This window comes from Vibrio sp. 811 (genome assembly GCF_033339195.1).
In genome coordinates this window covers 121383-140154 of sequence record NZ_JAWOUB010000003.1, presented here as the reverse complement: position 1 = coordinate 140154, position 18772 = coordinate 121383, and the positions used below count along the sequence as shown (strand labels likewise).

Here is an 18772-nt window from a genome sequence, read left to right as displayed (position 1 = left end):
TTTATGTTGAAACCAGTCAAAATGGATAATGAAACACATAAAAGTTTAAAAACTAACTTGATTATTTGGATAGTTTATTCTACATCAAATTTTAAAATTCACATTGCTGATGAACTATCAAGGTGTGTAAATCTAAATATTGATTGGATAGAGCTAGATACCTTTAACTTGGACTTTGTGAAAAATAAGCAAGTTCCTGATCTCATTTATATTGAAACCGGTGAAAGCTGGGCTCAGAAAGTGGCTCATGTTTATTCTAGTGACAGCAGTTTACAGCATAATCATACCGCTTTGATTGTATTTGGCGACGAGAACGATACTGCATCCCTTAAAATGGCATTAAGGCTTGGGGCAACAGATTATTTGTCTCGTTCGGTTGATTTTGGCGAACTATATCCTTTATTAAAATCTACCGCGGATGAAAAGATTGCCAATAAGAAAATGGGCGATCTAACATTGTTTATTAATACAAAAGGTGGCTCTGGAGCAACCACTTTGGCTATTAATACAGCAATAGAATTATCAAGCTATGCTAAGAGTAAAGTGTTGCTCGTTGACTTGGATATGCAGTTTAGTGATGCCGCTGATTATTTAAACTGTAAGCCTAAATACAATATTAATGATGTGATTGATTCTGTTAATGATTTAGATGAATTATCACTAGAAGGACTAGTCTACCAGCATCCTTCAGGTTTGAATTATTTGTGTTTTAACCAAAATGATCCTAAAGGTAATTACAAGCATGCGGTTCAAGTTAGTAAATTATTACCTATTTTGAGGCAGTTTTACTCACATATTATTGTGGATTTATCTCATGGCGTTGAGCACGTTTATCAACAAATTGTCTCTCCGGCAACACATGTTTTTTTGATTCTGCAACAGAATGTTACATCGGTGAAGCATGCTGTTAGTTATATACGTTCTTTAGAATTAGACTATGGTTTAAGTAGTCATCAGGTTGAACTAATTGTTAATCGTTTTGAAAAGAAATCGACAATATCGTTGAAAGACATTGAAAATGCGGTTAGTGGACATGCAATACACTTAGTACCTAATAACTTTGCTATTGCTATCGAGAGCGCTAATTTGGGCAACCCAATTGTTCAATCTAAGAAAAATAGTGCGCTGAAAGCGTCTTTGGCTGAAATATCGCACTTATTAGAAAGTCCGACCAAAGAGAATCAAAGTTGGATAAAAAAACTATTTTCTTAGTAAGGGGGAGTTATGTTTTTCAAACGGAAAGGCGTCGGGAGTTCTTTCAATTCCGTAGATGAAACAAAAGAATCCAAAGTTGTGAATGTCGAGTTGGCAAAATCTGATGAAGACTCGTCAGATGAGCAAAAGTCTTTGTCGCCGGTAGAAGCCAAGATGAAAGCGATCGAGGAGCAGAAAAAGCAATTAGAACAAGATCTCTCGATAAAACACTACTACCACAAGAAACTACTGGATACCTTGGATCTCGGGCTTCTATCGCACTTGCAAGAAGATCGCGCGAAAGAGGAGTTGCGCGAAGCGGTTGTTCAGCTCATTGCGGAAGATCAAACACACCCATTGAGTTCAGAAGCGCGAAACCGCGTAATACATCAAATTGAAGATGAAGTGTTCGGCCTGGGGCCTCTTGAGCCACTTCTTGAAGATCAAACAATCTCAGATATCTTAGTAAATGGCCCGAAAAATATTTTCGTCGAACGTTTTGGTAAGTTGGAGAAAACACCGCACACCTTTTTAGACGAACGCCATTTGCGCAACATTATCGACCGTATTGTAAGCCAAGTGGGTCGAAGGATCGATGAGGCTTCACCCATGGTGGATGCTCGACTCAAAGATGGCTCACGTTTTAATGCGATTATACCTCCTCTTGCTATTGATGGGCCTTCAGTTTCTATTCGACGTTTTGCGGTTGAACGTTTGAATATGGATAACCTATTAGAACTTGGATCGTTGTCTCCTGAAATGGCGAAGTTTCTTAATGCGGCGGTTGTGGGGGAAATGAATATCCTGATTTCTGGTGGTACAGGTTCTGGTAAAACAACCACGCTAAATATTTTGTCGAGCTTTATTCCTAGCGACCAACGCATTGTAACCATTGAGGACTCGGCAGAGTTACAACTCCAACAGCCACATATTATCCGTTTGGAAACACGTCCTTCCAATATCGAGGGTAAGGGTGAAATTTCTCAGCGTGATTTAGTAAAAAACTCACTACGTATGCGTCCCGATCGGATAGTTGTTGGTGAGGTTCGTGGCTCAGAAGCGGTGGATATGCTATCCGCAATGAACACGGGTCATGATGGGTCTTTGGCTACTATCCACGCGAATACACCAAGAGATGCGCTGAGCCGGATTGAGAATATGTTCTCGATGGCAGGGTGGAATGTGTCGACAAAAAACTTGAGAGCGCAGATCGCGTCTGCCATCAATATTGTTGTGCAAATGGATCGTCAGGAAGACGGTAAACGTCGCATGGTTAGCGTACAAGAAATTAATGGCATGGAAGGTGACGTTATTACCATGTCGGAGATCTTCACCTTCCAAAGAAGAGGGGTCGATCAAGAAGGCAATGTGTTAGGTGATTACATGGCTACAGGGATTGTACCAAGCTGCCATGACCAATTAGTAAAACGAGGCTTAGACGTACCATTTGAAATATTCAATGAAAAAGCCCGTTAGGAGATTGCTATGGATAGTCAATTCCCCCTTTTTCTTGTACTGCTGTTTTTGTCCGTATTTTTTATTAGCCAAGCGTTAATTCTGCCTTCTGCGGGTAAAAAGGTTAAGCATAAGCAATTAATCAAGCGGATACACGAAAGCCATAAACATATTGATCAAGAGAGTATTTCTTTATTAAGGGAAAACTCGCTCAAGAATCTATCGCCATTAGAGCGATGGCTTGTGAGGTTTAGCCTGTTCGATAACTTTAAGAAGAAGTTGGAACTGGCTGGGATACACATGGGGTTCAGTCGGTTTATTTTCCTCACATTCCTCGGAGGGACTGCGGTTGGTCTATTTCTGTTCTTGTTCGGGCAAGTTTGGTACCTCTGTGCTGGTGTTGCGTTTGCTTGCTGGGTGTCTGTTTACTTCTACATACAGAAAAGGATTGCTGATCGTTTAATGAAATTTGAAGAGCAACTGCCAGAGGCTCTCGATATCATCAAGCGAGTTTTGCAGGCAGGGCAGCCAATTACGCAGGGGTTTGGAGAAGTAGGCAGAGAGGTTAGTGCACCGCTTGGTCCTGAGTTCATGAATACCTTTAACTTACTCAACTATGGTTATGACCTCCGTTTGGCGATTATGCAAATGTCGGAGAGAACTCCTACCGTATCTATGCTTGCTTTCTCCAGTGCGGTGTTACTGCAAAAGGAAACGGGTGGTAACTTAGTCGAAAACATTGAGAAGCTCTCCCATATCCTACGTGCTCGTTTCAAACTCGCTCGAAAAATAAAAACCATTTCGGCGGAATCTCGAATGTCGGCATGGGTATTAGTATTAGCGCCTTTTGGTTTGTACGTCATCATTTCCCTTGTTCGACCTGAGTATATTGAGTTACTCCACACGCATCCAATGGGGATCAAAATGGTCATTGGTGGGATGGTAGCGTTGTTTATCGGCACGCTTTGGATTCGTAAAATCGTCAATATTGAGGTGTAGCCATGGAAAGTATTCAAGGATGGTTAAACGATTTTGCTGTCGGCCAAGAAACACTGCTTATGGGGTTGATCCTCATCACTACAGTGTTGGTTGTGATGACGTTAGGCTCGATAATTATCGGGGTTAACTCGCCAATTAAACGAAAGTTAGCCGAATTGTCTGGTGATAAGAAAGAAGTCTCTCATCACAACAAAAAAATGTCAGACACCTTGGAGTCGTTAGCGCCTTTAACTTCCCCAACCAGTGAAAAAGAGCGCCAAACGACACGCAATAAACTGATGCATGCTGGGTTTCATGAAAGCAATGCATTATCGATGTTTTATGCCATTAAATCGGTCACGACGATCTTAGGTGTGATGGTGGCGGCACTGGTGTATTTCTCGGTTCCGGAATCTAAATACCTGTACACGTATATGGCGTTATCCGTGTTTATTGGGCTTTTATTTCCTGATTTTATTTTGCGTCGAATGGTGAACAAGCGTCAGCAAGCGATTCGTGCAGGTGTGCCCGACATGCTTGATTTGCTGGTGGTTTGTACCGAATCAGGGCTTGGCTTTAATGCAGCGTTGCGTCGGGTTGCTGATGAATTGGTTATCTCTCACCCAGAGCTTGCTGATGAAATCGATACGGTGTGCAACAAAATTAAAGCGGGCAAACCAATGCCAGAAGCGCTGAGGGAGCTAGTATTAAGGACAGGGTTAGAAGAATTAATGGGGCTGGTAAGTATGCTTAGCCATGCCTCTCGAATAGGGGGGAGTTTAGTCAACTCCTTGCGTGAATATACCGAAGACTACAGGGATAAGCGTCAACAAGCAGCAGAAGAAATTGCTGCAAAAATCCCAGTCAAAATGATGTTTCCAATGGTGCTATTTATTTGGCCTTGCTTTTTTATAGTGGCTATCGGACCTGCGTTAATTTCATTGGCTGAGGCATTTTCTAATTAAAAAGCAAAATAGGGATCGTTATGTGGATTAAGAAATACGTCATCATCTCGTTGTTGGTGCTTACCGCATGTTCAACAACTGAACAGTCATCAGATTTCGATTCAACGCTGTACTCAGGTAAGCCCGTTGAGTCTCTCACTAATGATGAACCTCCCAAAACAGAGGAAGAGGCAATCTCACGAGGGGATATTGCATTAAGCAACAAAAATGTCGACTTAGCCTTGTATGAATATATTCGCTCACTCTCTTTCCCGAATGCAGTCCATAAAGATAAAACCTTGTACACCGTGGGTCGCATCCATTTAGCTAGGGAGAATTCAGAGCTCGCCGATAAATCATTTCGAGCATCTTTGGCTGAGAACCCCGATCATATTGGTTCCCTGACTGAGCTAGGTACTTTATACACGAAACGTGGAGAAAAGGACGTTGGGAAAAGCTACTACATACGCGCTTTGAATGCTGACCAAATTCGCATGGATGGCGATCCTACCATCACTAAAGACAACATTACTGCAGAGAGCGTTGCAACATATCGCTATGATGATAAATCACCAGTCTCTGCTTACTCCGGTCTAGGTGTGCTTTACGACATTCGTGGCGACCACGATATTGCGCAGGCGTTAATTCGAAAAGCGTTGGATATTGACTCAAGAAACGTAAACGCTTTGGTCAGCCTTGGCTACTCCTACTACATGGAAAAAGCTTACTCAAAAGCGGCGCACTTTACTCAAGCCGCACTAAGTATCAAGCCAGGAGATGAGAGAGGAATCAATAATTTAGGTCTCATTGCTTTAGCTAAAGATCAGCCACGACAAGCTCTGAGTATTTTTAGCCGACACATGACAGAACCCGAAGCGCTCAACAATGTTGGTTATTTCTTGATCCTTCAAGGCAAACCAGGAGAGGCGATTCCTTATTTACAACAGGCTATTGATAAGAACCCTGCCTACTATGAACTGGCAAATAAAAACCTAGAACGAGCATTGGCAATGGTGAGAGAGCGAGGGGATACCTCTACCGCGCTTCTCCAATAAATTTGAAGACCCTTTTAAAAGAAAGCCACTCTGCAAGATAGAGTGGCTTTTTCATTTATGGGGAGTAGTCCGTTGCAAAGGTGTTTGTTCAATTAGCCGTCATTCGCTTCTTTCAGGGTAAGAAGCATAGCGCCGTAAAGCCCAACCAACTATCTTCCATAACATCACCGTCAAGAGTGTTGCGAGGTAGCCATCAATCGCATAATGCCAAGCTAAATGTACCGAACCGATTTGAATGATGACTGCGAAAGCGTAAGCAAAGTAGCCGATGGTTTTGTTGAGTCTATAAATTGATAGCGCCATCAAAACAGCAATGGAAACGTGCAAACTCGGCATTGCCGAAATGCCAGAGCCAATACCATTGGCATTCGCGATGTACTCATCCCAAAGATATTGCTGTGTAGGCAATGCCCACAATTGCCCAGCGTCCACATTGGTAAGATATTGGCTTTGGACTTCGAGCGTTTTCATCAGAGGAACAAACTGTTCATCTCCAGTGATAAGCTCTACATAACATGGGCCTGCTGAAGAAAGCAACGTGGCGAAGAAGACACCAAGAATCATCCAAGACAGTGCGAACGTGAGTAAAAACTGTTGCCTTACCAACGGGTATTTTTTGTAGATAAGGAAAAAGATGAGTATGCCCCACATACAAAAAAACCATGCGTTGTAGGCTACATTTAGCCCTAATGAGGCCCAAGCATTGGAGAATAATGCATGGGTCAACTCCCACGGAGCAAACCCGAAGTGTAGCAACGAATCAATATTCGCAAAGGTCAGATCCCACTTGAATGGATTGATGATTGGAATCAGCGATTTCAAAAACGTGTGGTTAGAGAAAATCAGGTTGAGTGCCATCATCGAAACAAACACTGATACAGGTCGGTACAGCGGAAAAATAAGATGCTTCAGTTTTCGTATGAAGCGCTTTGCTGGCTGTTTTTCTTTGCGCAGTATGAGATAGAAATAATAGTAGATACACCAGCTTAAACCTGTGACATACAAAGCTTGTATGAGTGTTTCAAGGTAAGTGGTAAAAGAGTAATCGATAGGGAAATCGAGATACAAAGAACAAAGATAAATGACAGCAGTCGAGATAAAGCAATAGGTGTAGAAAATCCTATCGTTCAATAACTCATTCTTTACTGATGTGAGTAAAGCCGATGCTTTTTGCTGCCAGCTAAGGTTGAGCTCGTAATTGTTGTCTTGTTCCATCGATGATCCGTCATCTCTATCCTTCCAATATCATTAAGCTTAGTTGAGAAAACGGGCACTCGTATTTGAGTGCCCGTGGTTTATCTAGATTCAATAGTTGGCGTATCAGCAGGCTACATCATGCCCGTGACAAGGCCTGCCGCCACAAAAAACACGATCATCCACAGAACCGAAAGGTTGAGCTTTTTGTGTAGATAAAAACCTGCAACCACTAACGCCATGTCGATGGGAGCAACAACTGCGCTGCTAAATACTGGCTGGTAAAGTGCCGCGAGTAGTAACCCTACTACCGAGGCATTTACACCGTTGATGGCGCCGGAGACCAGCGGTTTGCCTGCCAGTGCTTGCCAGTTTTTAAGAACGCCAAGTAGTAAAAGAAACCCTGGGAGGAATACGCCAAGCGTTGCGAGCAGCGCACCTAAAATTGGCGTAACCGAAAGCTCATAACCGATAAAAGTCGCAAAGGTGAACATTGGCCCCGGTACAGCTTGTGCAGCGGCGTAGCCTGTTAAAAATGCATCTTGGCTGAGCTGGTCGCCAACAATGTTTTGCAGAAGCGGCAGAACCACATGACCGCCACCAAACACTAAGCTACCAGCTTGGAAAAAATCACTAAACAGTCCAAGCAAAGGTAACGTATGAGCCACTAACGGTAAGCCGAGTAAAAGCACCGCAAATAGAGCCAATGGCGCGATAGACGGTTTAAACGACTCGGCTGATGACGCGGAGTCTTTCTTCAGATATCGCATACCAACAAAACTTGCTGCGAGCAACACGAACATTTGCGTCATGATGCTTGGTGCCACCAGCAACGCAATCGCAGTCGCGACGCACAAACCCGCGGTCAGTTTACTTTGGCAGAAGTTTTTGTACATGCCCCAAGTCGCATCCGCCACGACGACGACTGCGAGCAGTTTTAGGCCGTGAACGATGTTTTGGAACACTGCGGTGTCGGTGATTTGGCTGCTCACCATCGCCAGCGCCAACATGATGACCACTGAAGGAAGCGTGAATCCGACAAATGCTGCGCATGCGCCACCTAAACCGCCACGTTTATAGCCTAAAGCAAAGCCAACTTGGCTTGAGCCCGGTCCCGGCAAAAACTGACTGAGCGCGACAATTTGCGCGTACTCGCTGTCATCAAGCCATTTCAGTTTCTCAACAAAGGTTTGGCGAAAATAACCAATATGAGCCGCCGGGCCGCCGAAGCTGAACCAACCCAGCCAGAAAAAAGTTTTGAATATGGTGAACATGTCGAGCCTGTTTATCTAAAAAGCATTGTTGCTAATTTATCGAATGCTCTAAAATGACTCAAATTGATGATTTTAATTTCATCTATGAATGAAATGGGATGAGGATGTTGGAGTGAAAGAGGACATTCAGTGGCGCAACATTGACTTGAACTTATTGGTGACGTTTTCCTACTTGTATCGCTATCGAAGCGTTAGCGTCGCGGCAGAGAAAAGTTACGTTAGCCAGTCGGCGATGAGTCATAGTTTGTCTCGTTTAAGGTTGTTGTTTGACGACCCGCTTTTTGAGCGAAAAGGGCACAAGATGGAGCCCACCGAGCACGCTCACCACATCGCGCCAACTGTGCATCACTTGTTGGATTCTATCGCCAAAGACTTGCTCACTAAGTCTGCCTTCCAACCTAAAAATTATGCGGGTGTATGTCGCATCGGGTTAACGGATTATGCCGAGTTTATCTTTGCTCCTCGGCTTTATGACGAAATACGCCAGCGCGCCCCAGAGGCGCAGATCAGTTTTATTAACGTCAATCGTAGCAACTACGTGGCATTAACTGAGCATGAAAAGCTCGATGTCATTATTGGCAGCATGCCGGTGTTGGATGACAACTTTGAGAGCTTGTACTTGTACACCGAAAAGCACGTGTGCATGTGTGATAAACAGGTATTGCAAGGGGAAACACAGCTGTCTCTGGAAGCGTTCGCGAACATAGAGCAAGCTCTGGTAAGTCCCGATGGGAGCTTAAAGACACAAGTAGACCAAAAGCTCGCAGAACATGGCTTGAGCCGCAAAGTCACCGTGGCGTCGCGCAACTTTCTCACTATTCGGCATCTGTTGAAAAAGCGCGATCTCATTGCCATCGTGCCAGAAAAAATGGCGTTGGCGGAGGGCTTTTCGGACGATCTCATTACTGTTAAGCCGCCGATCGCCGTTGCGGATTTTGATATTGCTATGCTGTGGCATTCCAGCCGAAACAATGAAGACAAAGGCATTTGGCTACGCGAGTTGGTTTCTTCGACCATCACCTCTAAATGATAAACATTTGGGGCATTCATGGTGCTTAGAGTTATTTGTTGTTGAACTTCTTACTACCCGCTGAGTTATCGGCGTTATACCGAAACAGTACTGATTGAGCAAAATGAGTGTCTTTGGTTGGGGGGGATGTTCCAGATTTAATTCATAAAAGAGATTAATGGAAAAGGTATCATTGAGTTGTACCACGTAGTTTAAGCTCTGTTTGCACGTATACATGAAGAGGTTGTAAGCGTCCATCTCGGTATTTTTCCACCAGTAAGTTCACTCCCTGAGTTCCCATCAACTCAGAGTGAATACGAATTGTAGACAACGGCGGAAAGGTAAAGCGAGCAGTAGGAATATCATTCATACTAATCAACGTAATATCCTCTGGTATCTTTAAGCCAAATTCATGGATTGCACGTACTATGCCAATCGCGATGGAGTCTGAATCAATGAATACTGCTTTCGGGAAGTCACCTTTGGCTAGCATCTCTTTCGCTAAGTTATAACCGGACAAACTAGAGCAGGCACAATAGTGTATATCTTGTTCTGCGACCACGCCTTTTAGATAGCCATAGTCCAAAAACACATTTTCACGAATGTCAGCTGCGTCGGGCTTGTTTTGACCGCCAATATAACCGATGCGGCGGTGGTCTCGTTGTATAAAAAAATCAACTACTTGCCTACTGATTCGAATAAGGTCGACATCAACGCAATCATAAGGGCAGGTTGGATCTGAAAAGTTTATGTAGCAGATGCTATCGGCTAGACGTTTAGGTAATTTATCTACTACCTTTTGGTCGACATTTCCGACTAAAAGGACACCTGTTATCTTTTTCGTTTCAACATCAATTTCACTGTTATAGCAATTGGTTAGCGTAATACCTAATTTGTCGCATTGCGTTTCAATCCCATGACGAATTGATAAGTAGTAAGGGTCATTTACCTCTGTTTCTTGTTTGTAGTTATATAAGGCTAAAAAGTGATGTTTTTGCTTAGCTTCTTTGATGCCTTTCTTCGAGCTACTGGTGCGGTACTCCAGTTTTTCTGCAATTTCCAAAATGCGGTATTTGGTTTCTTCTTTAACGCTCAACGTTGGGTCGTTGTTCAAAACCCGCGATACGGTTGCAAGTGAGACGCCCGCTTCAATGGCGATATCTTTTAGCTTTGCCATGTAAATTTCCCGTCGGCACTGCTCACTGCCCAAGTGTGAGCTCAATAATCTGACTATTTTAAACAGCTACTTAGAGATGCACAAACCTTTAGTAAGACAGTCCTAAACACTTTAAATCAGCATATCAAGCCAACTTGTTTTCATGAAATACACTCTATTGAGTAATAAATAAAGCTGTAAACGTAAGGATTATATTGCTGTAAAAATACTGAAAAACGCGACTGGTTTGGAAACTTGCTACTTGTGGTAACTCTAGTACTTAATAGGACTCGAGCCGTTTAGAGTTTAACCAAGCAAACGTTTTATTGTTCATGTTTATGTTTTGTGTCTCATTGTTATAAACAAATCAATAGGAAAGTATTCGACTCTATTTATAATCTCCGCGCTTTTAAAAGCTGTCTAACAGTATGAAAAATTAGGAAATTATAATGAAAAAAGTATTGCCATTATTGGCTTTAGGTGCAGTGGTTGCTTCAGCATCAGTTCAAGCAAAAGGTGACTGGTATGTTGGTGCTGATTTGGTAAATTCAGATCTTAAAGTTAAAAGCTTGTCAAAAGATTTTTCTGCGACAGGTCTTAGCCTGGCTGTAGGTAAAGAGCTTCAATATTCAGAAAACTTCAAACTAGCTTTTGAAGGTGAGTACATATACTTTGGCGACTTTGAAGAAACATTTTCTTACATGGGGTGGCCGGTTAAATTTAGTGTTGATGCTTCTGCGTTCAATTTCAATGCGAAGCCTAAATACCAATTTGCAGGTACAGGCTTCTATGTTGGTGCGATTGCTGGCCTTGGTGTAATGAGTGTTTCTTATGAAGTGAAATCATCTAGCACTGTTACCGATGATGGTCGTGATGTAGGCTTTAACTACGGTGTTGAGGCTGGTTATGAGTTTTCTTCAGGTTTGGTTGTATCTGGTGGCTACCGTGCTTCTTCGGTAAGTATTGATGCCGAAAACGGTGGCAGCGAAGATTTTGATTTTGACAGCCTGTACGTTGGCGTTGATTACAAGTTTTAAGATCGCGTAAGCAAAAATATAGATACTAAAAAGGAGCCGTTAGGCTCCTTTTTTGATCAGATTATCAATCAACTCATAATGGTGCTCTTGTACGCCTGCAAGGTTGCCATATTTGGGTTGGTGGCGGTCATTTTCTTTCGCGTGTTGCCAGCCAATGGTGTGACGCACAAAATGCTCTGCAAACGCGTGGGAAACTTCCAAGCAACCTGCCAGCACGGTATCAACATAACTTTGCATGATTGGGCTCTTTGCGCATGGTGGTAGTGGCTCGTCTTTTACGTAAACCCAAATGTCATGTTCTTGGTTAAAACTCGTATCTGTTTCGATTTGATCTGGCTGAAGTTGAATACGATGATAACCTCGCTCACGGCGGTCGAATTCTGCGAGCGCTTCTTCATTTACTTCGAGTAAAACGCCATTAACCTGTCCATCGCCTTGGTTCACCACTAATGGAGAGAGGCTGTAGCTGTCGTCAATCTTCCCCCAGTAGCGAACCAACCCATGTGCTATGACGGGAATGGCTTCTCCCGTTTGTCCGGTTAACTTACGTGACGCAGAATTAATCAAACTGCCATAGCCAAATATGTACATTGTCGTTGCATCCCTTAACTGATAGTTGTGCCTCTCATGTTTATACCTAACCCGCATCTGAAGCACAACTTTACCTCTTAAGTATAATCTTAATTATAAACATGTATTTTTTATACATGTTTATGGTAGCATCAATATGTAGTTGAGTTAACCAGCATCGAGAGACGCTTGAGGGCAAGATAATGCTGAATATCACCGATAAAAAAGTAGAAGAAAAAATCCCCGCATGGCTGCGATTAGGCTTTCGGCCGTTTTTTCTGTTTGGGTCGATTTATGCCATTGTTGCGATTGCGTTGTGGGTGTGGATGTTCCAAAGTGGACAGCCAAACGCATTGGCCGTGCCTGCATTGTGGTGGCACGTACATGAAATGTTGTTCGGTTTTTCGATGGCAATCGTAGTTGGCTTTGTACTGACCGCGGTACAAAACTGGACTGGCATTAATGGTACCAAGCATTACATGCTTCTGGCTTTATTTGGCTTGTGGTTAGTGCCCCGCATCTTGCTTTGGACACAAGCACCGTTGTGGTTAACCAGTAGTATCGAAGCGGTATTTTTGCTGTTTGTCGCCTATGAGGTGGGCATTCGTGTGTATCGAGCCAAAGGTTGGCGTAATTTGTTTTTTGTTCCACTGTTTCTTTTAGCCATCTTTGCGAACTTTGCAAGCTACGCAACGATAAAAGGTATGCCGCCGTTTAGCTCGTCAGCGGTGTGGCAAGCAATGCTGTGGTGGTTTACCTTGCTGTTGTCAGTGATGGGCGGACGTGTGATTCCATTTTTTACTGCGCGTCGATTTAATTTCGAAAAAGTGCAACCATTGGCTTGGTTAGAGTGGTTCGCGAACTTGCCGTTGGTAATGCTATTTGTGCTGAGCTTTTTCCCTGTGACGTTTGCAGAACTAGGTAGTCCTTTGATGCTGTTTGCAGGTGTTGCTCAGTTGGTGCGTTTTGTTCGCTGGAAACCTTGGTTAACCCTGAGCGAGCCTTTAGTGTGGTCGCTGCATGCTGCGTATTTGTGTTTACCACTAAGCTTAATTTTGCGAGGCGTCTGGGGAGATGCATTTGCCAGCCATAACCTCATTCACCTGTTTGCGATAGGTGCGTTAGGCGGTTTGATTTTAGCGATGATTGCACGGGTGACGATGGGACATACTGGTCGCATGATCTACAAAGGGCCAAACATGAGCCTTGCGTTTGCAGCGATTACCGCGGCAGCTTTGGTTCGCAGTTTCGCCGTGATCGTTGATCCAGCGAACATGATGCTGTGGATTGATATCAGCGGCGGATTATGGATTGTTGCGTTTGGGATGTTTGTGTGGCGCTTTGGTGTGATGCTTGTGACCCCTCGTGTGGATGGTCACCCCGGATAAGATTCTAATGTGAGTAGAGAAAAGAGGAGCCGCGTGCTCCTCTTTTGGTTTTTGTTCTTTATAGGTTTAGTGTTTATTCGTCTTCGTCGTCCGCTTTATTCGTGAGCCCCAATCGTTTAAATAGCCACCACTCTAGACCAAAAATGACAATTAAGGCGATGCAGAACCAGGTGAATGCCATGGTGGATTCCACACCTGGCATTCCACCAACATTGATGCCGAGTAAACCTGTTAAGAAGCTGGTTGGTAGAAAAATCGTTGCTACCAAAGTAAACAGATAACTGTTTTTATTGGTTTTCTCATCACGATGATGTTTGATCTCTTCTTGGAAAAGCGCCACTTCTCCAAGATAAAACTCAAGTGTTTCATTTATGCGCGTAATATTATTGTGTGCGAAGCGATATTGATGAGGTCTCAAAGCAATCAATTCTGATTCTGACTCCACAAGATCACGGATAGCGTACTGCTGAGGGCGAATAAAACGCTTGATAGAAATCAGCGCTTTTTGAGTCGCCATATGTTTGTACGTCGATTCATCATTCACGTCGAACTGGTTTAGTGTTTCTTCAATTGTATCAAGGTAAATGTCTATTTTACTGTTTAATCCTTCAATGATCTGATGAAGTAAACTAGCAAGACTTTTTGGGCCTTTGTGTTCCGCTAATGCTTGGCGAATCTCCATGATCGCGCGTGATGGAATTTTACGAGTTGAAATGAGTGCGCCTTGAAAGTAGAGAATTCTAATACTAAGCATATCTTCTGGTGATGCATTGCCGTTCATATTGACGCCTCGTAAAATCAACATGAAGTTCTCGTCATCTAAAGGATGGAAAGATGGTCGGCTTTCGTCGGCTAATAGATGATCAACCGTTGCACGAGGCACTTGGTTCTGCTCCAGCCAACCACGAATATCAGGATGCAGCCGTTCGCAATGGTACCAATGCTTAGCTTGAATTTGCTCTGCCGTGGTGGATTGTTGAGTTGCTTCTGGGGTTGAGAAGTCCCAATGTTCAATCATAAAACCCATTTTCTTTTCCTTGTTTGAGCCGATACCCAAATAACCTCAAGATACTTCTTTCGCGAGAATTGCCTTGCCATACAGAGGCAATACTTTGAGTACGGTACTCTGAAGTCATTGATGCATTATTTTTCAAATGAGTATGATTGTATTTAACGCCAAATGTCTATGAATAGTTGTTCTTATTTGCAATCGAGTGGAGCGCACCAAGGTGTTGTGCTTAAACAACAAAACAAAAAGCCTGCAACTAAGCAGGCTTTATTGTGGGGGAGGGAGGGGAGCTGTTAGCCAACTTGAGAAAGATTAACCACTTTCTGTTGTAGCTTTTTCTTTAAATAGTCCGTTAAGGCCTGTTTTTCTTCCTCGTTCATGTAAAGACCAAGCTTAGTACGGCGCCATAAAATGTCTTCATCGGTCATTGCCATTTCATGGTTCATTAAGTAATCGATCTCACGTTGGTAAACACCACCTGCTTGTGCCGAGAACGTTTGTCCTAAGTCAGCTTCACTTGTTGTGCCTTCCATTAAGTTCCAGGTTTGGGTACCAAACTGTGTGACATAACGAAGAATCAATGCTTCTGGCGCCCAAGTGTATTTAGCGTGAATTTGTTTAGCTAATTGTTCACGACTACAGCTGAAGTTACCACCAGGAAGGGTTTGGTTGGCCGTCCAGTCTTTACCCATTTCAGGTAGGAACGGAGCTAGCTTTTTCATTGCTGCTTCACCTAACTTACGGTAGGTCGTTAACTTACCACCAAAAACAGAAAGCAGAGGTGCATGGTCGTATTCCGCATCGAGCTCTAGCGTGTAGTCTCGTGTGATTGCTTGCGGAGAGTCAGATTCATCGTCACATAAAGGACGAACACCGCTGTATGTCCAAACTACATCTTCGCGAGTCAACTGGTGGACAAAGTGTTGGTTTACGATATCAATGAGGTAATCGACTTCGTCATCTGAGATCGACACTTCACGTGGGTCACCTTTGTATTCCACATCTGTTGTACCAATGATTGAGAACTTATCTAAGTAAGGAATCATAAATACGATGCGATTGTCTTTGTTTTGAAGGATGTAGGCTTGCGGTTCGTTGTGGATACGAGGAACAACGATGTGCGAGCCTTTGATTAAGCGAATGTTACGAGGAGAGGCTTGCTCTAATCCATCATCAAAGAACTGTTTTACCCAAGGCCCCGCAGCATTGACTAACGCTTTCGCTTTACGTTCGAAACGTTGGTCTGTCATCACATCGTGAATAGTAACGTGCCAGATACCACCTTCACGGTGTGCTTTTTCCACGCGGCAGTAGTTACGTACTTCAGCATGGTTTTCGCGAGCCGCAAGAACGTTCAGTAATACTAAACGTGCATCATCAACCCAACAGTCAGAGTATTCGAAACCCGTTTTCATTTCTGGTTTTAGCAAGCCAGATTTCGCAAGGTTGACGGTTTTACTGCCTTGCAGCGTCGTACGTTTACCCAAGTTATCGTAAAGGAAAAGGCCACAACGAATCATCCAAGCTGGGCGTAGGAATGGGCGATGCGGTAAACGGAAACGCATTGGTAATGCGACGTGTGGTGCTTTACGAAGAATAACCTCACGCTCTGCGAGCGCTTCCGAAACTAAACGAAACTCGTAGTGTTCAAGGTAGCGTAAACCGCCGTGTATCAGTTTAGAACTTGCTGAAGAAGTCGCAGATGCGAAGTCATTTGCTTCGTATAAGCCAACACTCAAACCTCGGCCAGCTGCGTCTGCTGCAATACCAGCTCCGTTAATGCCGCCACCGATTACGATCAAGTCTAAGGTAGTGGATGAGCTAGTAGTGGAAGCATTATTTTGTATACTCATAAATTTGACCTCTTGGTGAGCGAACGAGCATTTTAGAACATAATGTAATCCTAGCTCAGGTTTCGTTTGTGATCATCTATTATTTTCGTTTGTGAGCGTTTTGTGTGATTTAGACACAAAAAAACCTCTGTCTAATTAAGACAGAGGTCATTTTAGGGGAGTTATACGATTGATGTTACTCGTTTTCGGAGTTTGATTCGTTAGCTTCAACCACTTCAAGTGGGATAGAAGCTTCCTTCAAAATTGACAAGATTTCTTCTGGTGGCTGCTTATTGGTAAAGATCATGTTGAGCTGTGCAATATTGCCTAGTTTCACCATAGCATTGCGCCCGAACTTGGTGTGGTCTACGGCCAGAAATACACTACGGCTATTGTCAATGATCGCTTGTTTGACCCGGACTTCGTGGTAATCAAAGTCTAATAGTGAGCCATCGAAGTCGATACCGCTAATGCCGAGAATACCAAAGTCGAGACGGAACTGTTTAACGAAATCGAGGGTAGCCTCGCCAACAATACCGCCGTCTCTGCTGCGGACTTCTCCACCCGCCAAAATGACTTTGATTTCAGGGTTAGGGAAAAGAATGGTCGCAACATTGATGTTGTTGGTGACTACACGCAACTGTTTATGGTTTTTATTGAGCGCTCGCGCAACTGCTTCTGGTGTGGTGCCGATATCGATGAATAGTGTGGCACCATCTGGAATGTGTTTGACTACCTCGTCTGCAATGACATCTTTTTCATTGAAGTTGAGCGCTTTACGCGTGTTGTAAGATGTGTTTTCAGAACTGAGAGGAATAGTGGCTCCACCGTGATAACGACGAATTTTGTTGTCATCGGCGAGTTCATTGAGATCGCGTCGGATGGTTTGTGGGCTGACATTGAATCTTTCTACCAACTCATCCGTGCTGACATAGCCTTGTTTTTTCACCAGCTCAACAATCTGCTGGTGTCGAGGTATTTGCTTCACTTACCACTCCCTTGTGCATTGGTAACGGCCAATGCTTCAAATTCGAAGCTCTATTGTGCTCGAATTTGCTCGTTGTGAGAAGTAAGCGAGTTCAGGAATCGGGGATAAAGCGCAAAAAGAGCGCACAAATGGCGCTCTTTTTTTCTTATGGAGATGAGATTAATCTTCTTCGTCGTGAAGTTCAGACCAGGTTTGCGCACATTTCACTGCACGTTTCCAGCCCTTGTAACGACGATTGCGTTTTTCTTCATCATCGTGTGGCTCAAAGGTGCGATCAAGTACCGCTTTATTCTGCAACTCATCAATGCTATCCCAGTAACCAACTGCAAGGCCGGCAAGGTAGGCTGCACCAAGAGCGGTAACCTCAGTTACTTGAGGGCGGTGTACTTCTGTGTTCAATACATCGGATTGGAATTGCATTAGGAAGTTGTTCGCTACTGCACCACCATCGACTCGAAGGTTCGCAAGCTTAATGCCTGAGTCAGCTTGCATCGCATCCAGTACGTCACGAGTTTGATAAGCGATGCCTTCCAATGTTGCACGGATGATATGGTTTGAATTCACACCGCGAGTAAGGCCGACAATCGTGCCACGTGCGTAGGCATCCCAGTATGGAGCGCCTAAACCAGTAAATGCAGGCACGACATAAACGCCGTTTGATGTATCCACTTTTGTCGCGAAGTATTCAGAGTCTTCCGCACCGTTTAGGATTTTCAATTCATCGCGTAGCCATTGGATAGAAGCTCCACCCATGAATACGGCACCTTCAAGTGCATAAGCTGGTTCGCCTGCAGGACCACAAGCCAAAGTTGTTAGAAGGCCATGTGTCGAAGTGACTTTTTCTTGGCCAGTATTCATTAGCAAGAAACAACCCGTACCGTAAGTGTTTTTCGCTTGACCCGCTTCAACACACATTTGGCCGTAAAGCGCCGCTTGTTGGTCACCTGCGATTCCAGAAATAGGAATACGAGTACCGCCTTTACCACCGATGTTGGTTTTACCGTAAATTTCCGATGAGCGCTTCACTTCTGGCATCATAGATGCTGGGATGCCAAGCTCATCTAACATTTTTTGATCCCAACATAGATCGTTGATGTTAAACAGCATGGTACGCGATGCGTTAGTGTAGTCGGTTACGTGAACGCGACCTTGAGTCATCTTCCAAACTAACCAAGTATCGACAGTACCAAACAACAGCTTACCTGCTTCTGCGTCTTCTCGTGCGCCTTCAACATTGTCCAGAATCCATTTAACTTTGGTACCGGAGAAGTAAGGGTCAAGCACCAAACCAGTGTTGTCACGTACATAGTTTTCGAGACCGCGTGCTTTTAAATCTTCACAGATATCAGCAGTACGGCGACATTGCCATACGATCGCATTGTAAACGGGTTTACCTGTTTCTTTATTCCAGACGATGGTCGTTTCACGTTGGTTAGTAATACCGATAGCCGCTAATTGGTCGCTACGGATACCAGACTTAGCTAGAGCTTCTACTAAGGTAGAGCTTTGTGTTGCCCAGATCTCCATTGGATCATGTTCAACCCAACCAGCTTCTGGATAAATCTGAGTAAATTCGCGTTGCGCGACGCTTACGATGTTCGCATCGTGATCAAGAATCACTGCGCGAGAGCTTGTTGTACCTTGGTCTAGGGCAACAATGTATTTTTGCTCAGTCATGGTAAGAATCCT

16 protein-coding genes are annotated in these 18772 nt (G+C 43.8%); 8 read left to right on the top strand and 8 right to left on the bottom strand.

The window, feature by feature from the left end; all coding sequences use genetic code 11:
• Positions 1 to 3 precede the first annotated feature (3 nt).
• From R7Q46_RS07500 to R7Q46_RS07480, 5 genes are read left to right on the top strand one after another with little or no spacing between them, the layout of a single operon-like run.
• Entirely contained in the window at positions 4 to 1212 is a 1209-nt protein-coding gene (locus R7Q46_RS07500; protein ID WP_005386455.1) for an AAA family ATPase, read from the top strand.
• A gap of 12 nt (positions 1213 to 1224) precedes the next feature.
• Positions 1225 to 2670 carry a CpaF family protein gene (locus tag R7Q46_RS07495; RefSeq protein ID WP_005386456.1) on the top strand — a complete coding sequence of 482 codons (1446 nt, stop codon included), beginning with the start codon at positions 1225 to 1227 and terminating at the stop codon, positions 2668 to 2670.
• 9 nt (positions 2671 to 2679) lie between these two features.
• Positions 2680 to 3648, top strand: coding sequence for a type II secretion system F family protein (locus tag R7Q46_RS07490; protein ID WP_046875024.1), 969 nt, complete (start codon positions 2680 to 2682; stop codon positions 3646 to 3648).
• A gap of 2 nt (positions 3649 to 3650) precedes the next feature.
• Positions 3651 to 4592: a type II secretion system F family protein gene (locus tag R7Q46_RS07485; RefSeq protein ID WP_005386462.1), complete on the top strand. Its 942-nt coding sequence runs from the start codon at positions 3651 to 3653 to the stop codon at positions 4590 to 4592.
• A gap of 20 nt (positions 4593 to 4612) precedes the next feature.
• Positions 4613 to 5626 (top strand): tetratricopeptide repeat protein, encoded by a 1014-nt coding sequence (locus tag R7Q46_RS07480; protein ID WP_005386465.1) that lies wholly within the window; start codon positions 4613 to 4615, stop codon positions 5624 to 5626.
• 99 nt (positions 5627 to 5725) lie between these two features.
• On the opposite strand, the gene R7Q46_RS07475 is transcribed toward R7Q46_RS07480, so the two are convergent.
• On the bottom strand, positions 5726 to 6841 hold the full coding sequence (locus tag R7Q46_RS07475; protein WP_154205074.1) for a phosphatase PAP2 family protein: 1116 nt from the start codon (positions 6839 to 6841) through the stop codon (positions 5726 to 5728).
• A gap of 113 nt (positions 6842 to 6954) precedes the next feature.
• The gene (chrA, locus tag R7Q46_RS07470; protein ID WP_318077426.1) at positions 6955 to 8094 is read right to left on the bottom strand and encodes a chromate efflux transporter; all 1140 of its coding nucleotides are present in this window, start codon (positions 8092 to 8094) and stop codon (positions 6955 to 6957) included.
• 112 nt (positions 8095 to 8206) lie between these two features.
• Between chrA and R7Q46_RS07465 the strand changes: the two genes are divergently transcribed.
• The gene (locus R7Q46_RS07465; protein ID WP_404764677.1) at positions 8207 to 9124 is read left to right on the top strand and encodes a LysR family transcriptional regulator; all 918 of its coding nucleotides are present in this window, start codon (positions 8207 to 8209) and stop codon (positions 9122 to 9124) included.
• Positions 9125 to 9293: 169 nt separating this feature from the next.
• Here R7Q46_RS07465 and ebgR read toward each other — a convergent pair whose 3' ends face one another.
• Positions 9294 to 10280, bottom strand: coding sequence for a transcriptional regulator EbgR (gene ebgR, locus R7Q46_RS07460; RefSeq protein ID WP_213871651.1), 987 nt, complete (start codon positions 10278 to 10280; stop codon positions 9294 to 9296).
• Between the two features lie 428 nt (positions 10281 to 10708).
• Here ebgR and R7Q46_RS07455 point away from each other — a divergent pair, with 428 nt between their 5' ends.
• Entirely contained in the window at positions 10709 to 11296 is a 588-nt protein-coding gene (locus R7Q46_RS07455) for an outer membrane beta-barrel protein (RefSeq protein ID WP_005391699.1), read from the top strand.
• A gap of 39 nt (positions 11297 to 11335) precedes the next feature.
• Here the strand turns inward: R7Q46_RS07455 and R7Q46_RS07450 are convergent, their stop codons facing one another.
• The gene (locus R7Q46_RS07450; protein WP_213871650.1) at positions 11336 to 11887 is read right to left on the bottom strand and encodes a gamma-glutamylcyclotransferase family protein; all 552 of its coding nucleotides are present in this window, start codon (positions 11885 to 11887) and stop codon (positions 11336 to 11338) included.
• Positions 11888 to 12069: 182 nt separating this feature from the next.
• On the opposite strand from R7Q46_RS07450, the gene R7Q46_RS07445 reads away from it, so the two are divergent.
• The gene (locus R7Q46_RS07445; protein ID WP_318077425.1) at positions 12070 to 13254 is read left to right on the top strand and encodes an NnrS family protein; all 1185 of its coding nucleotides are present in this window, start codon (positions 12070 to 12072) and stop codon (positions 13252 to 13254) included.
• Positions 13255 to 13327: 73 nt separating this feature from the next.
• On the opposite strand, the gene R7Q46_RS07440 is transcribed toward R7Q46_RS07445, so the two are convergent.
• The 4 genes from R7Q46_RS07440 to glpK form a co-directional block, all read right to left on the bottom strand.
• Complete coding sequence (locus R7Q46_RS07440; protein WP_005391702.1) at positions 13328 to 14281, bottom strand: CorA family divalent cation transporter; 954 nt, start codon at positions 14279 to 14281, stop codon at positions 13328 to 13330.
• A gap of 275 nt (positions 14282 to 14556) precedes the next feature.
• The gene (gene glpD / locus R7Q46_RS07435; protein ID WP_017636005.1) at positions 14557 to 16116 is read right to left on the bottom strand and encodes a glycerol-3-phosphate dehydrogenase; all 1560 of its coding nucleotides are present in this window, start codon (positions 16114 to 16116) and stop codon (positions 14557 to 14559) included.
• A 175-nt stretch (positions 16117 to 16291) separates the two neighbouring features.
• Entirely contained in the window at positions 16292 to 17083 is a 792-nt protein-coding gene (locus tag R7Q46_RS07430; protein ID WP_005380192.1) for a DeoR/GlpR family transcriptional regulator, read from the bottom strand.
• Between the two features lie 159 nt (positions 17084 to 17242).
• Positions 17243 to 18760, bottom strand: coding sequence for a glycerol kinase GlpK (glpK, locus tag R7Q46_RS07425; protein WP_005380193.1), 1518 nt, complete (start codon positions 18758 to 18760; stop codon positions 17243 to 17245).
• Between the last annotated feature and the right edge of the window lie 12 nt (positions 18761 to 18772).

Coding starts and splice junctions, on each gene's coding strand:
- R7Q46_RS07450 (WP_213871650.1), bottom strand. CDS start 11,887: ATGTACATATTTGGCTATGGCAGTTTGATTAATTCTGCGTCACGTAAG.
- R7Q46_RS07440 (WP_005391702.1), bottom strand. CDS start 14,281: ATGGGTTTTATGATTGAACATTGGGACTTCTCAACCCCAGAAGCAACT.
- R7Q46_RS07445 (WP_318077425.1), top strand. CDS start 12,070: ATGCTGAATATCACCGATAAAAAAGTAGAAGAAAAAATCCCCGCATGG.
- R7Q46_RS07475 (WP_154205074.1), bottom strand. CDS start 6,841: ATGGAACAAGACAACAATTACGAGCTCAACCTTAGCTGGCAGCAAAAA.
- glpK (WP_005380193.1), bottom strand. CDS start 18,760: ATGACTGAGCAAAAATACATTGTTGCCCTAGACCAAGGTACAACAAGC.
- glpD (WP_017636005.1), bottom strand. CDS start 16,116: ATGAGTATACAAAATAATGCTTCCACTACTAGCTCATCCACTACCTTA.
- R7Q46_RS07455 (WP_005391699.1), top strand. CDS start 10,709: ATGAAAAAAGTATTGCCATTATTGGCTTTAGGTGCAGTGGTTGCTTCA.
- ebgR (WP_213871651.1), bottom strand. CDS start 10,280: ATGGCAAAGCTAAAAGATATCGCCATTGAAGCGGGCGTCTCACTTGCA.
- R7Q46_RS07485 (WP_005386462.1), top strand. CDS start 3,651: ATGGAAAGTATTCAAGGATGGTTAAACGATTTTGCTGTCGGCCAAGAA.
- R7Q46_RS07480 (WP_005386465.1), top strand. CDS start 4,613: ATGTGGATTAAGAAATACGTCATCATCTCGTTGTTGGTGCTTACCGCA.
- R7Q46_RS07490 (WP_046875024.1), top strand. CDS start 2,680: ATGGATAGTCAATTCCCCCTTTTTCTTGTACTGCTGTTTTTGTCCGTA.
- chrA (WP_318077426.1), bottom strand. CDS start 8,094: ATGTTCACCATATTCAAAACTTTTTTCTGGCTGGGTTGGTTCAGCTTC.
- R7Q46_RS07500 (WP_005386455.1), top strand. CDS start 4: ATGTTGAAACCAGTCAAAATGGATAATGAAACACATAAAAGTTTAAAA.
- R7Q46_RS07495 (WP_005386456.1), top strand. CDS start 1,225: ATGTTTTTCAAACGGAAAGGCGTCGGGAGTTCTTTCAATTCCGTAGAT.